Genomic DNA, 17,078 nt, shown 5'->3' with positions numbered 1-17,078 from the left:
GAATCTGGGGAGGAGCCTGGGGATAACCCGTGGCAAAACCCTGTACATCGAAGGGAAAAGCAAAATGCCTCTGGAAATGAACCGCGAGGTCTTCATCACCTGTGCCGTGACCGGCTCTGGCGGCACCCAGGACCGTAGCCCGCATGTGCCGCGCTCGCCCAAGCGGATCGCCGAGTCGGCCATTGCCGCGGCCAAGGCCGGGGCGGCTGTCGTGCACTGCCATGTGCGCGATCCGGAGACCGGAGTGCCGTCGCGCCGGCTGGATCTGTACCGTGAGGTGACGGACCGGATTCGCGATGCGGATGTGGATGTGGTTCTGAACCTGACCGCAGGCATGGGCGGCGACATGGTATTTGGCGACACCGAGAATCCGCTGCCGCTGAAGGAGGCTGGTACCGATATGGTGGGCGCCACCGAGCGCGTTGCCCATGTGGCGGAGTGCTTGCCCGAAATCTGCACCCTGGACTGCGGCACCATGAACTTTGCCGAGGCCGATTACGTCATGACCAACACCCCCGGCATGCTGCGGGCGATGGGGCAGATGATGACCGATCTGGGTGTGAAGCCGGAGATTGAGGCGTTTGACACCGGCCACCTGTGGTTTGCCAAGGAGCTGGTGAAGGAAGGCGTGCTGGAGCCGAACGCGCTGGTGCAGCTTTGCATGGGTGTGCCGTGGGGGGCGCCGGATGATCTGAACACCTTTATGGCGATGGTCAACAATGTGCCCAGCGACTGGACCTTCTCTGCCTTTGCGCTGGGCCGCAACCAGATGGCCTATGCGGCGCAGTCAGTTCTGGCGGGCGGCAATGTGCGGGTTGGGCTGGAAGACAACTTGTGGCTCGACAAGGGGGTCTTGGCCGAGAACTGGCAGCTGGTCGAGCGGGCAAACACCATCGTGTCGAATATGGGCGCGCGGGTGATCGGGCCGCAGGAGGTGCGCGAGAAGCTGGGTCTGACTAAACGCGCGCCGGCGGGCGGCTGAGGGAACCGCCCAGGATGCGGGACGTTGGGGTTTGATGAAAAACCAACGCCCCGACTCAGGAGATTCTGGCCATGACCTTCCGCAAATTCATCCCGGCAGTTGCTGCCTCAGCTCTTGTCATCGCCGCCGCGGCGGCCTCTGCCCGGGCTGAGGGCTACCGGGACACGAATGTGCCGATGACGGTGCAGGAAGATCTGGATCTCTCCCGCTATCTGGGGACCTGGTACGAGATCGCCCGCTTTCCCAACAGCTTTGAAGAGGGCTGCGAAGGCGTGACGGCAACCTATAGCGCACGGGAGGATGCACGGATCAATGTCATCAACCGCTGCCGCCGGGAAGGCCTTGATGGACCGGTCGACTCGGCGGAAGGGGTGGCCCGTGTCCGCGCGCCCGGCAAGCTGGAGGTGAACTTTGTCTCCTGGCTGAGCTGGCTGCCCCTGACCTGGGGTGATTACTGGGTGCTGGACGTGACTGAGGATTATTCGGTCGCTGTGGTCGGCACCCCGGGCGGCGAACAGGGCTGGATCCTGGCGCGCAGCCCGGAACTTGGCGCGGCGGAGCTGGAAGCGGCCAAGGCCGTGCTGCGCCGCAACGGCTATGATCCTGAGGCATTGGAGATGGTGCCTCAGCCCAAGGAATAACACACGGGCCCGGCGGCCGGGTCCCTCGGAGGATGGACGACAATGGTGAAGCAATCGGCAGCAATCATCGGCGGCGGGGTTATCGGCGGCGGCTGGGCCGCGCGGTTCCTGCTCAATGGCTGGAACGTGCGGGTGTTCGACCCGGACCCGGACGCGGAGCGCAAGATCGGCGAGGTGCTGGGCAATGCGCGCCGCTCGCTGCCGGGACTGGGCAACGTGGCGCTGCCGGCGGAGGGGCAGCTCACGTTCCATGAGACTATCGCAGAGGCCGTGGACGGCGCTGAGTGGGTTCAGGAAAGCGTGCCGGAGCGGCTTGACCTCAAGCAGAAGGTTTATGCCGAGCTGCAGGCGCATTGTGCGCCGGATGCGGTGATCGGCTCGTCCACTTCGGGCTTCAAGCCGTCGCAGTTGCAGGACGGGCGCGAGAACCCCGGGCAGATCGTGGTGACGCATCCGTTCAACCCGGTCTATCTGCTGCCGCTGGTGGAGCTGGTCACGACGGAGGCCAACCCGGCGGGTGTCATCGACCGCGCCAAGGAAATCATCAGTGCCATCGGCATGTATCCCCTGCACCTGAAGAAAGAGATCGACGCCCATGTGGCCGACCGTTTTCTGGAGGCGGTCTGGCGCGAGGCGCTGTGGCTGGTCAAGGACGGCATCGCCACCACCGAGGAGATCGACAACGCAATCCGCTATGGCTTTGGCATCCGCTGGGCGCAGATGGGGCTGTTCGACACCTACCGCGTGGCGGGGGGCGAGGCGGGGATGCGCCACTTCATGGCGCAGTTCGGGCCTTGCCTTTCGTGGCCCTGGACCAAGCTGATGGATGTGCCGGAATTCACCGACGAACTGGTCGATCTGATCGCGGGCCAGTCGGACGCGCAGTCGGGCCATCTGGATATCCGCGAGATGGAGCGGATCCGCGACGACAATCTGGTCGGCATGATGCGGGCGCTGGGCAGCAACGACTGGGGCGCGGGCGCGCTTCAGAATGCCCATGACAAGGGGCGCGAGGACGAGGCCGGGCTGATGCGCTCGGTGGATGACCTGGAAGATCTGAGCCAGCCGGTGCTGACCCAGAGCCGCGTGGTGCCGCTGGACTGGACCGACTACAACGGCCACATGACCGAGAGCCGCTATCTGGATGCCTTTGCCCAGTCCACCGACCGGCTGATGATGATCATCGGCTGCGATGCGGAGTATATCGCCAACGGCGGCAGCTACTTCACCGCCGAGACCCACATCCGCCACATCGACGAGGTGCATGCGGGCGACCCGATCCAGGTGCGGACCCGGGTGATCATGGGCGCGGGCAAGAAGATGCATCTGTGGCATGAGATGTATTCGGGCGAGCGGCTGCTGGCGACGGGCGAGCATATGCTGCTGCATGTGGACCTGAAGACCCGCCGCTCGGCACCGCCTGCGCCGCATATCGAGGCCAATCTGGTGAAGCTGGCCGAAGCCCATGCGGCGCTGCCTGCCCCTGAGGGGCTGGGCCGCGCAATCGGGGCTCCGCGTTGAGCCGGGTTCTGATCACCGCCGGCGGCTCAGGCATCGGCCGGGCGATGGCGGAGGGCTTTGCCGCCGCCGGGCATCAGGTCTGGGTAACGGATGTCAGCGCGGTGGCGCTGGCAGACGCGCCGGAGGGCTGGCGGACAACGGCGGTGGATGCCACCGATGAGGCCGGGGTCAAGGCGCTGTTTGCCGAGATTGCGGAGGTCTGGGGCGGACTGGATGTGCTCTGTGCCAATGCGGGCATTGCCGGGCCGACCGCGCGGGTCGAGGACATTGCGCTGGAGGACTGGCGCAAATGCGTGAGCGTGAACCTGGAGGGCTGCTTTCTGGCGGCCAAATACGCGGCGCCGGTGATGAAGGCGGCCAGGAGCGGCTCGATCATCGTGACGTCTTCGACGGCGGGGCAGTATGGCTATCCGAACCGGGCGCCCTATGCCTCGGCGAAATGGGCGGTCATCGGGCTGATGAAGACGCTGGCGATGGAGCTGGGCCCCTTTGGCATCCGCGCCAATGCGATTTGCCCCGGCGCGGTGGAAGGCCCGCGGATGGAAGGCGTGCTGGAACGCGAGGCCGCGGCCAAGGGCATGACCCGGGATGAGGTCTATGCGGGCTATGCCGCGGGCACCTCGATGGGGCGGTTCGTGGAAGCCAGCGACATTGCCAATATGGCGGTCTTCCTCGGCTCGGACGCAGCGCGGCTGGTGTCGGGGCAGGTGATTGCCGTCGACGGTCATACCGAGAACCCGGACCCGAAGGTGTAAGGCAGGCTGACCGGACGGGCAACGTTTCCCGGCGCGGGAAACGTCCCGGAAAACACGTGTTTTCCGAGCCGGAATTATCGCATAATTCCGGCGCCCCTGCCGGGGCGGTCAGGAAATTGCGGCCCGCAGTGCCCGCAACCGCCCCGGAAGCTGCCGCGCGGTGATATCGGCCTCGCGCACCAGATTGTCGAAATGGTTTGTGAAAGTGGCAATCCGCTCCTTGTCGCGGAAGGCGAGGTAGTGGGTGCCGGCGTAGAAGACGCACAGAAGCGGGCCGAAGATGGTGATCGGAGAGGAATAAAGCCGCTTGGCGTCAAACAGGTAGATGCGCAGGCGCGGGTAGAGCTGCTCGCAGAGGCGTTCGAACTGGATGAGCTGCTCCAGCCGGACCTCCAGCGGCAGGCCCTCGTAGTAGCCCGCGGCGTGCGCAAAGCTGTCGAGCTCGTAGAGCGGCATGGCGATTTCATAGTCCGACGGCGACTGGCGCATCCAGGTGAGACGGTCCTCAGACGCTCCAATGGCCTGACCAGCGGTGCGGCCCAGGTGGGGGGAATATTCCCACTCCAGCAGTGCCCGGGTTTTCAGCATGTCGGGGAGCGCAGCGGGCACATGGCGGATCTTGTAGCCCTCTGCCTCCTGATGCCATTCGAAGATCCGTTCATCGACCAGGGCGCGGGGGGCCTCGGTCAGGGTGAGGCTGGAGGCCAGCAGCTCGGCGGCGCTTTCGGGGCGGTCGGAGAGGCTGAGCAGCCAGTCGGCGGACACCCCCAGCGCCCCGGCACAGGCGCCGACCACATGGGCATTGGGAAGCCGCGCGCCCTCATCCGTCAGGAGCTGGGAGATGGTGGAGCGGTCGACGCCGACGGCACGGGCCAGAGCGCTTTGGCTGAGGCCGCTGTCGCGCAGCGCCCTGTTCAGCCTTTGCCGGAACTGCTCCGCCCGTACCCGTTTGTCGATATTTTCTATCATTCGTTTCCAATTATCACATCTGATGGATTTTGTTAACTGCATTCGTAATTCTGCACATCCTCCTGCTGCGGTACTTTGAAAACAAGCACTTACCCAAGAATAGCAGGAGGCATTATGGAAACGCGCAAGCGCTCCATTGTGAAGGCGGTGATTTGGAACGTTCTCGGGCTGGTCTCGATGACGCTGGTGGGGCTTGCGGCCACCGGCTCAGTCAAGGCAGGCGGGATGATGGCGCTGGTCAATACCGGCATCGGCTTTACAGTCTACCTGGTCTATGAGCGGGTCTGGGCGCAGATCGGCTGGGGGCGGCGTCATGTCTGAGCGCTGCCGTGGATATATGCCCCGCAGCGTTGAATGGGGCACCCTGGCGCTGATCCTGGCCTGCTACGGCGGCTGGCTGGCGGCGCTGTGGCTGCTGCCCGGTTTCAGCCTTGGGCTGACGGTGCTGGCGCTGGGCGTGATGGCGGCGCTGCATTCCTCGCTGACCCATGAGGCGCTGCACGGGCACCCGTTCCGCAGCCGCTGGCTGAATGAAGCGCTGATGGTCTTTCCCCTGAGCATGGCGGTGCCCTATGGCCGGTTCCGTGACACCCATCTGGCGCATCATGAGGATGAGGCGCTGACCGATCCTTATGACGATCCGGAGAGCAATTACCAGGACCCGGCGGTTTGGGCGCGGCTGCCCGGCTGGCGCAAGGTACTCTTGAGGTTGAACAACACCCTGCTGGGGCGGGTGGTGCTGGGGCCGCTGGTCGGGCAGGTCTGCTTCATGGCCGGCGACTGGCGGCTGGCGCGCCAGGGGGAGCCGGGGGTTGTCCGAGACTGGATCCTGCACGCTGCTGGTCTCGCAGTGGTGATCTGGGTGGTGTGGCAGGCGCCGGCGCCGCTGTGGGCGGCGGTTGCCGGGGCCTATCTGGGGCTTGGCCTTTTGAAGATCCGCACCTTTCTGGAGCACCGGGCGCATGAGACCGCCCAGGGCCGCACCGTGGTGATCGAGGACACGGGGCCGCTTGCCTTCCTGTTCCTCAACAACAACCTGCACATCGTGCATCACATGCATCCCGGCGTGCCCTGGTATGCGCTGCCGCGGCTGTACAGGGCGCGCAGGGCGGAATTCCTGGCGGCCAATGACGGCTATTTCTACCGCAACTACCTGCAGATTTTCCGCAACTACCTGCTGCGCGCCAAGGACCCGGTGCCGCATCCGCTCTGGCAGCAAGGGGAATAAGGGCGCATAAGCGGAGGCATGTTTGCCTGGATCCCCGTTTCCATTGCCGCTGCCTCCTTTCAGACCGTGCGCTTCATGCTGCAGAAGGTCCTCAGCAGTGTAACGCTGACGCCGGGCGGAGCCACCTTCGCCCGGTTTTTCTATTCCGCACCGTTCATCCTGACGGGGCTGGCGCTGTATCTGGCGGTCTCCGGGCGGTCTTTGCCGGCGCTGCCGCCTGCGTTCTGGATCTATGCGGCCATCGGCGGGACCGCGCAGATCCTGGCGACGGTCTGTGTGGTGGCGCTGTTCAAACAGCGCAACTTTGCGGTGGGGATCACCTTCAAGAAGACCGAAGTGATCCAGACCGCCATCGTCGGGCTGGCGGTTCTGGGCGATCCGGTCAGCTTTGGCGGCTGGGTGGCGATCCTGATCGGGCTGGCGGCGGTGCTGGTGCTGTCGCGGGCGCCGGATGCCACGGGCGCCTGGTGGCGGCATCTGACCAACCGCGCGGCGCAGCTGGGGCTGGGGTCGGGGGTGCTGTTTGCCTTTTCCGCCGTCAGCTATCGAGGCGCGTCGCTGCAGCTTGCAGAGCTGGAGCCTGCGTTCCGCGCGGCAGTGACGCTGGCGGCGGTGGTCAGCTTGCAGACGTTGTTTATGGCGGTTTGGCTGGGCCTGCGCGACAAGGGCGAGATCGCGCGAGTCTGGGCGGCGCGGAAAGTAGCGGTCTGGGTGGGGCTGACCAGCATGGGCGGCTCATTCTGCTGGTTCTGGGCCTTCACGCTGCAAAACGCCGCCTATGTGAAGGCGGTGGGGCAGGTGGAGCTGCTGCTGTCGCTGCTGGCCTCGGTGCTGTTCTTCAAAGAAAAAGTCACGGCGCGCGAGCTGGCAGGCATGGCGTTGCTGATCGTGTCGATCCTGGTGCTGGTTCTGGCGATCTGAGCGGCACCGGCTGCGGCAGGGCAGCCGGAATTATGCGATAATTCCGGCTCGGAAAACACGTGTTTTCCGGGACGTTTTCCGCGCCGGAAAACGTTACCCGTCGGCGGGCATCGGATAGCCCTTGAGGCGCAGGAACAGGCTGGCTTCGTCGTTGTTGTGGAAATAGGGAACGCTTTGCGGCGGTTCGGCGTCGCGGACGCGGGCGGTGACCTCGGCCAGCACCACTTCGGTGATGAAGGGCAGGTCGAAGCTGCGCACCTGGCTGAGCGGGATCCATTGCAGATGCGACAGCTCATCCGCGGCGCGGGAGAAGTCATCCAGATCGCCGGTGATTTGATCGGCATCGACCAGGAAGAACCGCGCATCGAACCGGCGCGGGCGGCCCGGCGGGGTCAGGGCGCGGAACACGAACTGCATGGCACGGGCAGAGGGCACGTGACCGGTGGCGGCAAAGCTTTGCCAGTCTTCGGGGACCTCGCCGCTCCAGCTGCCGGGCTCGCCCAGGATCAGGCCGGTTTCCTCCCACAGTTCGCGCACGGCAGCGACGCTGAGGGCATGGTGCGCGTCAGCGGGCGCCTTGTCGGCGAGGCGTTCCTGGCACACGGGAGAGATCGGGGAGGCAAGCGGAACCTGGGCATCGGCGAGGTCTACCGCGCCGCCCGGGAAAACGAATTTGTTCGGCATGAAGGCAGCCTTGGCGCCGCGCTGGCCCATCAGCACCTGCGGGTCCTCCGACATCCGGCCGCGCATGGCAATGACCGTGGCCGCATTGCGGATCGCGGTTTTGTCGGTGGTGGTTTCGCCGCTCAGAAATGTGTCGCTCATGCTCTTATTGCCCTTTCGCTGCCGGGGTGTCCTTGCCGAAGCCGTGCATGCGCCGCGCCCATTGGTAGGCGATGACGACCCCCTTCATCCGCGGCAGAAGATAGAGGGAAGACGCCAGGCAGCCAATCGTGAACACGGTGAACATCACCAAGGGCTCCGGCCGCCAGGAGAAATAGACCACATGCATCAGCGGCGCCATGATGTGGCCGACGATCAGGATCGTGAGGTAGGCGGGCCCGTCATCGGCGCGCGCGTGGGTCAGGTCGAGGCCGCAGTGGCTGCAGCTTTCGTTCACCTTCAGATAGGAATGCAGGAGCCTGCCCTGCCCGCAATTGGGGCATTTGCAGCGCCAGCCCTTGGCCAGGGCGGGCATGGTGGGGCGGTCGTTTTCTGCCTCGGGGGCCGTAACGGCGGGGGACTCGGTCATGAAAATATCCTGTGTGCTGCACTTATATTTGCGCGCAACGGCGGGCACGCGAAAGGGGAAAGCCCGATTTCTGCGCCGGTTTGCCGCAACGTGCGGGGGAAGGCAAAAAGTTCGGAAAACCGCGACGGATCTGCGGGGCGCGTGCGTTTTTCCTATGCATCGGGCAGCAAGAGGCTGCCGCATGACAAAGGAAAGACGATATGAAACACGTCAAGTTCATCACTGCGATTGTTGCTGCCGCTGCCGTGACTGCAGGCGGCGCTGCCCTGGCACAGGGCTTCGGGCACCACGGGCCGCGGATGTCCTTTGAGGAGATCGACGCGGATGGCAACGGCGAGGTCACCAAGGCCGAGATCGAAGCCATGAAGGATGCGCATTTTGCCAAGGCGGATGCCGATGGCGACGGCAAGCTGACGCTGGAGGAGATGCAGGCGCGGGCGCGGGAGCACGCGAATGAGCGGGCTGCCTGGATGCTGGAACGCTTTGACAAGGACGCCGATGGCGCGTTGAGTAAGGACGAGCTGCCGCAGCCGCGCCGCGCGGGCAAGATGTTCGGCCGGATGGATGCTGATGGCAGCGGCGGGATTTCGAAAGAAGAGTTCGAAGATGCCCGCATGAAGCACGGCGGAATGCACCGCCGCGGGTATTGGCAAGAGAACGGAACGGAGCAGAACTGATCTCTGAAGCGTGCTGCATAACGCGGAAATATCACGGCGCCGGACCCCTGCTGCGGGTCCGGCTGCGATGAGCGCAGAGGCGGGGGAGGTCTCTGACGATGCCTTGCTGGTGCTCTATGCGAATGGCGATGGGCGTGCGGCGGCGGAGCTGACTGCACGCTTGAGCCCGCGGGTTTTCGGCGTCGCGATGCGGGTGATGGGCAACCGCGCCGAGGCCGAGGATGTGACTCAGGAGGCGATGCTGCGCCTGTGGAAGATGGCGCCGGAGTGGCGGCCGGGGGAGGCGCAGGTCTCGACCTGGCTGTACCGGGTGGCGATGAACCTGTGCATTGACCGCAAGCGGCGCGCCCGCGGCGGCCATGTGGATCTGGACGCGGTGCCGGAGCCGCCGGATCCGGGCCGCTCGGCGGCGGAGCAGATGCAAGAGGGCGCGCGGCAGGATGCGCTGCAGGCGGCGCTGATGCAACTGCCGGAACGGCAGCGGCAGGCGGTGGTGCTGCGGCACCTGGAAGAGCTTTCGAACCCGGAGATCGCCGGGATCATGGACATCAGCGTCGAGGCGGTGGAAAGTCTGACCGCCCGGGGCAAGCGGGCGCTGGCCGCGGCTTTGGCCGGGCGGCGCGAAGAATTGGGGTATAGCGATGGCTGACACGGATAAAGCACTGCAGGAGCTGGAGGATCTGTTTGCCGCGGCACGCAGTGACCGGCCCGCGGTGCCGGAACATCTGAGCGCCGCCATCCTGGCGGACGCAGCACGGGAGCAAGCGGGCTTTCAGCCTGCGCGGCCAGCGCGGGCGGCCCGGCTTCCGAAGTGGCGGCAACTGATCGAAGCGATCGGCGGCTGGCCTGCTTTGGGCGGGCTGGCGGCGGCCAGCGCGGCGGGTCTTTGGATCGGGGTGGCACCGCCTTCCTTTGTGCCGGATCCGGTGGCGCTGGCCGGTTATGAAGACAGCAGCACCGTATTTGCTGATGAAAGTTATGACATGGCGGTAATGCTGAGCGAGGACCTGCAATGAATGCGGAGGGCAAACCCGGAATGAAGCTGTGGCTGAAACTGCTGCTGGCGGCCTCGCTGGCGCTGAACCTGGCAGTGATCGGCATCGCGGCCGGGGCGGCCTGGCGGTTCTCCGGCAAGGACAGGCACTGGCAGCGGCCGCCGTCGGTCGGGGCAATGATCTTCCGCGAGCTGGACCGTGACACCCGCAAGGCGCTGCGGCAGCAGGCGGGCGGGGATCACGGCAGCTATTTCAAGCGCCGCCATGCCGAGGGCGAAGCGGTGATCGCGGCGCTGCGCAGCGGCAGTTTCGACGCCGCCGCGCTGCGGGACATGCTGCGCAGCCAGTCGGACGCGCGTCACGCCTTCCACACCAAGGTGCAGGACGCCTGGGTGAGTAAGATGGAGGCGATGACGCCGGAGGAGCGCGCGGATTTTGCAGACCGTATGGAAGAGCGGATGCAGCGGCGCGGCACGCATTGGCACGGGGCTGGAAAAGGAGCTGCGCACGGTCGGGACTGATCCGCCCGCGGCCAACATTTCAGACCGCCAATCATCTGAAAGGCAGCCGGTTGCGGCTGCCTTTTTAATAACCGGAAGGGTGCGCAGTGCTCACGCAGCTTCGGTGCATGCCTTGGACAAGGTCACCTGATTGCGGCCGGCGTGCTTGGCGTTGTAGAGCGCCTGATCCGCCTTCTCGACCAGTGCCGCGGTGCTGCCGTCCTGGCCGCCGCCGCCCATCGCCGCGCCGATGCTGATCGTGACCTTGACCGGCTCGGCGGCGCCGGGGACCTCGAAGGGGGTGCCGTTGATCGCGTTGCACAGGGCAACGGCGGCGATGCCGGCCTCGGCCTCGCTGGTGCCGGGCAGGACAGCCATGAACTCCTCGCCGCCGACGCGGGCCAGCAGATCCGCCGGGCCCAGCACCTGCTGCATCCGGCGGGCGGCCTCGATCAGCACTGCGTCGCCGGCCGGGTGGCCATAGACATCGTTGATCCTCTTGAAGTGGTCGAGGTCGGCCAGCATGACGGCGAATTTCTCGCCGTTGGCGGCGGCAGAATGCGCCGCACGGTCCAGGAACGGCTTGGCGTAGCGCCGGTTGTAGAGCCCGGTCATCGGGTCCAGCACCGCGGCGCGCAGCCCGTTGCGGACGCTGTCGCGCAGCCGGTCCTTGCGGGCCTTGTGCTGCAGCTGGGCGGTGAGGCGCAGCTCCAGCTCCTCGACATCGAAGCCGGATTGCAGCACGTCATGGGCGCCGCGGTCCAGCGCCTCGGCAGCGATCTGCGGATCAGCTGGATTGGGCACCGCGATTACCACCGTCTGGCGGGTGGCGGCGCGGGCGCGCAGATCCGCCAGCAGCCGCAGGCCGGGGCCGGCGGAGGCCTCGTTCAGCTCGATTATGATGGCATCGGCCACCGGCGCCTGCATCAGCCCCTGGATGTCGCTGATTGTATGGGTGCGCAAGCTGTACGGCAGGCTGGCAGAGAGGTGGTCGCGCCAGGCCATAGCGGTGCGGGGATCCTGCGCCACCAGGGCAACGGAAGCATCGCGCAGATCCTCGGCGCAGCAGCGGTCGCTGAGCGGCAGGATGAACCCGTGCGAGGCGTCGCGCTGCAGGTTCAGCTCCTCGTCGGCGCTGCGGGCGCGCAGCAGGCTGCGGATACGGGCCTGCAGGATCACGTCGTCCACCGGCTGCTGCAGCACATCGTCGATGCCTGCGGCCAGCGCCTGCAGGCGGGCCTTGGAACCTTCCCAGTCGGAGACGGCGATTACCGGCAGATCGGCCAGGGCCTCATCCGCCGCCAGCGCGTGTTTCACATCGGCAGCGGTGCCGTCGGGCAGCGACATGGCGGTGAGAACCAGATCAGGGCGGTGGGCGCGGGCGGTCTTCAGCACCCCGGCCACGCCGCTGGCCTGAACCACATCATAATAGGCAGCCGCCAGTTGCACCTTCAGCATGATGCGGTTGGTGGAGACGCCGTCGATGACCAGGATAGTGCCTTGCACGCGGTATCCTTTCGCCCCTTGCAAATCCTATGCCTTGCAGCTTTGCTGAGACTGGTTAAGAAACTCTTTCGGATTTTTACTAAATTGGCCGCAATGCGGCAGGAGTGTGGAGAACATGCAGATTTCCGCCGATGGCGCAGAGACTCTGGCGTTGAAAGCCTTGGCCTGGCTGGCCGGGAATGATGAGCTTATGCCGGTGTTTCTGGGCGCAACCGGCGCCAGCGAGGCGGATCTGCGCGCGCGTGCGGCGGAACCCGAGTTTCTGGGCTCAGTGCTCGATTTCTTAACGATGGACGACAATTGGGTGATGCAGTTCTGTGATGCCCATGGCCTGGCTTATGAGATGCCGATGCAGGCGCGGATGTCGCTTCCGGGCGGGGCGCAGGTGAACTGGACTTGAGATCGGCGGGGGCTGTGCCTAGGGTTCCGCCAAATTCCCGCGGAGAGAGGACCCGCCATGCCCGTTGATGCCTTCCTGTTCGACAAGGACGGAACCCTGTTCGACTTTGCCGCCACCTGGAACGGCTGGGCGGCTCAGGTGCTTGAGACGCTGGCCAAAGGCGACCGGGCGGTGCTGGAGGCTATGGCTGAGGTGATCAGCTATGATCTGGAGCGGCAGGCGTTCAACCCCGACAGTCTGGTGATCGCCGGCTCCAATGACGAGGTGGCGGAGGTGCTGGCGCCGTTTGTGGCGGAGATGGAGGTTGAGCAGCTGGCGGTGTTCCTGGCCCGCAGCGCTGCGGAGGCGGAACTGGCGCCGGCGGTGCCGCTGGCGGAGTTCCTCGACGGGCTGCTGGCGCGCGGCAAGGTGCTTGGGGTGATGACCAACGACGCCGAGATTTCTGCCAGGAGCCAGCTGCAGCGGGCGGGCGTGCTGGACCGCTTCGCCTTTGTCGCGGGCTGCGACAGCGGCCATGGCGCCAAGCCGGACCCGGATCCGCTGCTGGCGTTTTGCAGGGCGGCGGGGGTGCCGCCGGAGCGCACCGCCATGGTCGGCGACAGCTTGCACGACCTGGAAGCGGGCGCCGCTGCGGGAATGCGGCGGATCGGCGTGCTGACCGGCATGGCGCTGCGTGAGGACCTGGCGCCGCATGCCGATATCGTGCTGCCCGACATCGGCCATATCCCGGCCTGGATCGACCGCTGAACCCGCACTGACTCCGGCGCCCTAAGGCGGGCAGCGGCGGTCTCGCCGACGCTTTACTATAGAGCGCCGGTTTTTTACCGCGCATTACTGGGCACAAGTGTACATAAATATCCCATACCGCCGGTTTCCGAAACAAAAACGACAGCCATGGTCGGGAATGGACAGTCTATGGCAGCCGGGATTGGCACAGTGGATGGCTATCAGCATTTGCGAAAATCGGATCTAGGGGAGACCGGCATGGCAGACACAGGCGCACGCAAGAGGCGGGGCGGGGGCAGGGCAGGCGCAGCCGCCCGGCGCGGCAGCGCGGCATTGGAGCAGATGCCCTGGCAGGTCCCGGTCAACATCGACCGGCCGACCGAACCTTTGACGGAGGAAGGCGTTCAGGCCATCCACGAGGGCGCCATGCGCATTCTGGAGGAGATCGGCGTGGTGTTCCTGAACCCGGAAGCGCTGGAGATCTTCAAACAGGCCGGCGTCAAGGTCGAGGGCGAGCTGGTCAAAATGGACCGGGATTTCGTGATGGAGATGGTGGGCAAGGCACCCCGCGAATTCTCGATCACTCCGCGCAACCCGGACCGGACGATCCCGCTGGGCGGTAACCACATCCTGTTCGGCAATGTGTCCTCGCCGCCGAACTACTGGGACATGGAGCTGAACAGGAAGGTGGCCGGCAACCGTGAGCAATGCCGCAACCTGCTGAAGCTGACCCAGTATTTCAACTGCATCCACTTTGCCGGCGGCTACCCGGTGGAGCCGGTGGACATTCATGCCTCGGTCCGCCATCTGGATGTGCTTTATGACAAGCTGACCCTGACCGACAAGGCGATGCATGCCTACAGCTTGGGCAAGGAGCGGGTCGAGGATGTGATGGAAATGGTGCGGATTGCGGGCGGGCTCAGCCATGAGGAGTTCGACGCCAAGCCGCATATGTACACCAACATCAACTCCACCTCGCCGCTGAAACACGATTTTCCGATGATCGACGGCTGCCTGCGGCTGGCGCGGCGCGGGCAGGCCATTGTGGTCTCGCCCTTTACCCTGGCGGGCGCGATGGCGCCGGTGACGATGGCGGGCGCGGTGGCGCAGTCGATTGCCGAGAGCCTGTGTGCGATTGCCCTTTTCCAGTATGTGCGCCCCGGCACGCCCTGCGTGATCGGCACGTTTACGTCGAACGTGGACATGAAATCGGGCGCGCCTGCGTTCGGCACGCCGGAGTACATGCGCTCGACCCAGATGACCGGGCAGATGGCACGGTTCTACGGGCTGCCGATGCGGTCCTCGGGCGTCTGCGCGGCGAACGTGCCGGACGGGCAGGCGGTTTGGGAGACCTCGAACTCGCTGTGGGCGGCGGTGCAGTCGGGCACCAACATGGTTTACCACGCGGCCGGCTGGCTGGAGGGCGGGCTGATTGCCAGCCCGGAGAAGTTCATCATGGATTGCGAAATCCTGCAGCAGATCGAACGCTACATGCAGCCGCAGATCTCGGCCACCGGCCCGGAAGAGATCGCGCTGGATGCAATCAAGGAGGTTGGCAACGACGGCCACTTCTTTGGTGTCCAGCACACCCAGGACCGTTATGCCAACGCCTTTTACCAGCCGTTCCTGAGCGATTGGCGCAACTATGAGGCCTGGGAGGCGGCGGGTGCCACCTGGACCGCGCAGCGCGCCCATAAGCTGTTCAAGGAAATCATTGCCGATTTCGAGGAGCCGCCGATGGATCCCGCGATCCGTGACGAGCTGGCGGACTTCGTCGCCCGCCGCAAGTCCGAGGGCGGGGCGCCCACCGACTTCTGAAACCGGTGTGCGGCTGGCAAGAAGCGGAGGGGTGACCCTCCGCTTTTTTGTTTGGAAGACTGCCGGCAGGTCAGATCCCGCCGGTCTGGTGTGCCCGGCGCGCCGCGGTCTTGCCTCGGTGCGTCAGCCGGTCCAGTAGTGACGCGCGGGACCCGACGCGGCAAGCAGGGTCCATTGCCGGATTCGAATGGCCAGGGTCCGGCAGCCGGATTATGATCGCATTACGCGCTGGTCAGGGTTCTTTGCGGGACGGGCAGGGCTGGTGCAGAACAAAAAAACGTGGAAATGAGCGCGATCCATCACCCAAATTTGCTTTGTTGGGCCTTTCTTAACCCGCAGGCGTCAAGACTATGGCATGGGAAAAGAGGGGCCATTGCATGCACGGTCTGATCAACAGGGCGATTCAGGCTTTTGTGACCAGTACCTACGGGGCGGACCGCTGGGAAGAGGTTATGGAGGAGGCCGGGCTCGGGTTTACCGAGTTCGAAGCAATGCTGTTTTACACCGACGAGCAATCGGGCCGGATGCTGGCGGCGATGGAAAAGGTTCTGGCACGCCCTCTGCCCGAAATGCTGGAGGACATGGGCACATTTCTGGTGTCCAACCCGCAGGTGGAGGCGCTGCGGCGGCTCTTGCGCTTTGGCGGCGTGAATTACGTGGAATTCCTGCATTCGCTGGATGACTTGCCCGACCGGGCACGGCTGGCGGTCTCGGATCTGCATTTGCCCGGGCTGGAGCTGGTAGAGCAGGCGCCGCAGCAGTTCGAGCTGGTCTGCCAGCCGGGGCTGCCGGGCTATGCCTATGTTCTGATGGGCGTGTTGCGGGCAATGGCCGACGACTATGGCGATCTGGTGTTCCTTGATCACAGCGGCACCCAGGGCGGTGCCGAAGTGATTTCCATCACCCTGGTGGAAACCAAGTTCGCCGCCGGGCGCGAATTCGATTTGGGGGCGCACTCGCTATGATGACACTGCAGCAGCTGACGCAGATGGCGGGCGTTGTCTGTCCGATGTACGCGATTGTCGATGCCAAGGGGCGGATTGTCTCTGCCGGTCCGACCTTGAGAAAGCTGCGTCCGCAGCTGAGCTGGGAAGGGCGGCGGTTTTTTCGCGTCTTCGATCTGTCCCGGCCGCGGTCGGTGCGATCGGTGGAGGACCTGCTGCGCACTTCCGGCAGCAAGCTGCACCTGCAGTTCCGCGACGCGCCTCAGACCGGGCTCAAGGGGGTTTGCACACCGCTGCCGGACGGGCAGGGCGCGTTCATCAACCTGTCCTTCGGGATTTCCGTTCTGGAAGCGGTGCGCGACTACGACCTGACAAGCGCCGATTTCTCGCCCACCGATCTGACGATCGAGATGCTCTATCTGGTGGAGGCGAAATCCGCCGCGATGGAGGCGTCGCGCCAGCTCAACCTGCGTCTGCAGGGGGCCAAGATCGCCGCCGAGGAGCAGGCCTTTACCGATACGCTGACCGGGCTCAAGAACCGCCGCGCGATGGATCACGTGCTGGCACGGCTGATTTCCAGCGGCCGCGAGTTTGCGCTGATGCACCTCGACCTGGACTTCTTCAAGCAGGTGAATGACACGCTGGGCCATGCGGCGGGCGATGCGGTGCTGCAGCAGGCGGCGCGGATCATGGTGGAATGCACCCGCCAGTCGGACACTGTGGCCCGGGTGGGCGGCGATGAGTTCGTGATGATCCTCGAGGGCGTGCTGGACACGGCGCGGCTGGCGGCGATTGCCAAGCGGCTGATCCAGCAGCTGGAGGAGCCGATTCCCTTTGGCGCCCAGACCTGCCGGATCTCCGCCAGCGCCGGCACCACCTTGTCGACCTGGCAGAAGGTCCCGGATGCGCAGCAGCTGCTGAACCAGGCGGACCTGGCGCTTTATGCGGCCAAGCGGGCGGGGCGGGCGCAGCACTGCTTCTACCGTGAAGGCATGGAGAAGGACGACACGGTCGCAGGCGCGTGTGACAGCCGCGCGGCTGACCCGCAGCAAGCGGCGGGCGGTCCTGCTTCCTGACCGGCATATCTTCAGCACTCTGAACTGAACCGTGGGCGGAATTCCGGCCGCGGTTCAGGGTGATACCGGCAAGCGGCTTGGGCGGCGGCTTCTGCTCATAGCGGAAAGCCGAGTGATAGACTCCGCTTTTGCTCAAGCGAACCCTTGTATCTGTTTTCCGGAGAAAG

Annotated in this window: 20 protein-coding genes; 16 read left to right on the top strand and 4 right to left on the bottom strand. The window is 65.2% G+C overall.

What is annotated here, in order from left to right; translation table 11 throughout:
- Positions 1-64 precede the first annotated feature (64 nt).
- The 4 genes from bcoG to AC5STI_RS08560 all read left to right on the top strand — a co-directional run bounded on the left by bcoG (position 65) and on the right by AC5STI_RS08560 (position 3,899).
- Positions 65-982 carry a 3-dehydrocarnitine:acetyl-CoA trimethylamine transferase BcoG gene (gene bcoG, locus AC5STI_RS08575; protein WP_495446363.1) on the top strand — a complete coding sequence of 306 codons (918 nt, stop codon included), beginning with the start codon at positions 65-67 and terminating at the stop codon, positions 980-982.
- Positions 983-1,053: 71 nt separating this feature from the next.
- Complete coding sequence (locus AC5STI_RS08570; protein ID WP_495446362.1) at positions 1,054-1,623, top strand: lipocalin family protein; 570 nt, start codon at positions 1,054-1,056, stop codon at positions 1,621-1,623.
- Positions 1,624-1,668: 45 nt separating this feature from the next.
- The gene (locus AC5STI_RS08565; RefSeq protein ID WP_495447744.1) at positions 1,669-3,144 is read left to right on the top strand and encodes a carnitine 3-dehydrogenase; all 1,476 of its coding nucleotides are present in this window, start codon (positions 1,669-1,671) and stop codon (positions 3,142-3,144) included.
- Positions 3,141-3,899 carry an SDR family oxidoreductase gene (locus tag AC5STI_RS08560; RefSeq protein WP_495446361.1) on the top strand — a complete coding sequence of 253 codons (759 nt, stop codon included), beginning with the start codon at positions 3,141-3,143 and terminating at the stop codon, positions 3,897-3,899. Before AC5STI_RS08565 ends, AC5STI_RS08560 begins: the two co-directional genes overlap by 4 nt.
- Before the next feature lie 108 nt (positions 3,900-4,007).
- Here the strand turns inward: AC5STI_RS08560 and AC5STI_RS08555 are convergent, their stop codons facing one another.
- Positions 4,008-4,868 carry a helix-turn-helix domain-containing protein gene (locus AC5STI_RS08555; RefSeq protein ID WP_495446360.1) on the bottom strand — a complete coding sequence of 287 codons (861 nt, stop codon included), beginning with the start codon at positions 4,866-4,868 and terminating at the stop codon, positions 4,008-4,010.
- Between the two features lie 114 nt (positions 4,869-4,982).
- On the opposite strand from AC5STI_RS08555, the gene AC5STI_RS08550 reads away from it, so the two are divergent.
- From AC5STI_RS08550 to AC5STI_RS08540, 3 genes are read left to right on the top strand one after another with little or no spacing between them, the layout of a single operon-like run.
- Positions 4,983-5,189, top strand: a complete 207-nt coding sequence (locus tag AC5STI_RS08550) for a DUF2061 domain-containing protein (protein ID WP_475046722.1) — start codon at positions 4,983-4,985, stop codon at positions 5,187-5,189.
- Positions 5,190-5,205: 16 nt separating this feature from the next.
- Positions 5,206-6,096: a fatty acid desaturase gene (locus tag AC5STI_RS08545; protein WP_495446359.1), complete on the top strand. Its 891-nt coding sequence runs from the start codon at positions 5,206-5,208 to the stop codon at positions 6,094-6,096.
- Between the two features lie 18 nt (positions 6,097-6,114).
- Positions 6,115-7,017: an EamA family transporter gene (locus tag AC5STI_RS08540; protein ID WP_495446358.1), complete on the top strand. Its 903-nt coding sequence runs from the start codon at positions 6,115-6,117 to the stop codon at positions 7,015-7,017.
- A gap of 93 nt (positions 7,018-7,110) precedes the next feature.
- Here AC5STI_RS08540 and AC5STI_RS08535 read toward each other — a convergent pair whose 3' ends face one another.
- Both AC5STI_RS08535 and AC5STI_RS08530 read right to left on the bottom strand, forming a co-directional pair.
- Positions 7,111-7,842 carry an NUDIX hydrolase gene (locus AC5STI_RS08535; protein ID WP_495446357.1) on the bottom strand — a complete coding sequence of 244 codons (732 nt, stop codon included), beginning with the start codon at positions 7,840-7,842 and terminating at the stop codon, positions 7,111-7,113.
- Between the two features lie 4 nt (positions 7,843-7,846).
- Positions 7,847-8,269 (bottom strand): DUF983 domain-containing protein, encoded by a 423-nt coding sequence (locus AC5STI_RS08530; RefSeq protein ID WP_495446356.1) that lies wholly within the window; start codon positions 8,267-8,269, stop codon positions 7,847-7,849.
- 200 nt (positions 8,270-8,469) lie between these two features.
- Between AC5STI_RS08530 and AC5STI_RS08525 the strand changes: the two genes are divergently transcribed.
- The 4 genes from AC5STI_RS08525 (at position 8,470) to AC5STI_RS08510 (ending at position 10,462) form a co-directional block, all read left to right on the top strand.
- Complete coding sequence (locus AC5STI_RS08525; RefSeq protein ID WP_495446355.1) at positions 8,470-8,946, top strand: EF-hand domain-containing protein; 477 nt, start codon at positions 8,470-8,472, stop codon at positions 8,944-8,946.
- 67 nt (positions 8,947-9,013) lie between these two features.
- Positions 9,014-9,595: an RNA polymerase sigma factor gene (locus AC5STI_RS08520; protein WP_495446354.1), complete on the top strand. Its 582-nt coding sequence runs from the start codon at positions 9,014-9,016 to the stop codon at positions 9,593-9,595.
- Complete coding sequence (locus AC5STI_RS08515) at positions 9,588-9,962, top strand: hypothetical protein (RefSeq protein WP_495446353.1); 375 nt, start codon at positions 9,588-9,590, stop codon at positions 9,960-9,962. The genes AC5STI_RS08520 and AC5STI_RS08515 overlap by 8 nt, the downstream gene beginning before the upstream one ends.
- A gap of 20 nt (positions 9,963-9,982) precedes the next feature.
- A complete protein-coding gene (locus AC5STI_RS08510; RefSeq protein WP_495446352.1) occupies positions 9,983-10,462 on the top strand; it encodes a periplasmic heavy metal sensor in 480 nt (159 codons plus the stop codon).
- A 90-nt stretch (positions 10,463-10,552) separates the two neighbouring features.
- Here the strand turns inward: AC5STI_RS08510 and AC5STI_RS08505 are convergent, their stop codons facing one another.
- The gene (locus tag AC5STI_RS08505; protein WP_495446351.1) at positions 10,553-11,947 is read right to left on the bottom strand and encodes a diguanylate cyclase domain-containing protein; all 1,395 of its coding nucleotides are present in this window, start codon (positions 11,945-11,947) and stop codon (positions 10,553-10,555) included.
- A gap of 115 nt (positions 11,948-12,062) precedes the next feature.
- On the opposite strand from AC5STI_RS08505, the gene AC5STI_RS08500 reads away from it, so the two are divergent.
- The 5 genes from AC5STI_RS08500 to AC5STI_RS08480 all read left to right on the top strand — a co-directional run bounded on the left by AC5STI_RS08500 (position 12,063) and on the right by AC5STI_RS08480 (position 16,911).
- The gene (locus AC5STI_RS08500; protein WP_475046705.1) at positions 12,063-12,347 is read left to right on the top strand and encodes a DUF3572 domain-containing protein; all 285 of its coding nucleotides are present in this window, start codon (positions 12,063-12,065) and stop codon (positions 12,345-12,347) included.
- A gap of 57 nt (positions 12,348-12,404) precedes the next feature.
- Positions 12,405-13,094 (top strand): HAD family hydrolase, encoded by a 690-nt coding sequence (locus AC5STI_RS08495; protein ID WP_475046704.1) that lies wholly within the window; start codon positions 12,405-12,407, stop codon positions 13,092-13,094.
- Positions 13,095-13,331: 237 nt separating this feature from the next.
- The gene (locus tag AC5STI_RS08490) at positions 13,332-14,891 is read left to right on the top strand and encodes a trimethylamine methyltransferase family protein (protein ID WP_495446350.1); all 1,560 of its coding nucleotides are present in this window, start codon (positions 13,332-13,334) and stop codon (positions 14,889-14,891) included.
- A 377-nt stretch (positions 14,892-15,268) separates the two neighbouring features.
- A complete protein-coding gene (locus AC5STI_RS08485; protein WP_475046701.1) occupies positions 15,269-15,856 on the top strand; it encodes a heme NO-binding domain-containing protein in 588 nt (195 codons plus the stop codon).
- Positions 15,853-16,911 (top strand): diguanylate cyclase domain-containing protein, encoded by a 1,059-nt coding sequence (locus AC5STI_RS08480; RefSeq protein WP_495446349.1) that lies wholly within the window; start codon positions 15,853-15,855, stop codon positions 16,909-16,911. The genes AC5STI_RS08485 and AC5STI_RS08480 overlap by 4 nt, the downstream gene beginning before the upstream one ends.
- The last annotated feature ends 167 nt before the right edge of the window (positions 16,912-17,078 follow it).

Source organism: Leisingera sp. CC-HEC096 (assembly GCF_059429235.1).
Note: the sequence above shows the minus strand (reverse complement) of the source record. Positions and strands in the feature narration are given on the sequence as shown.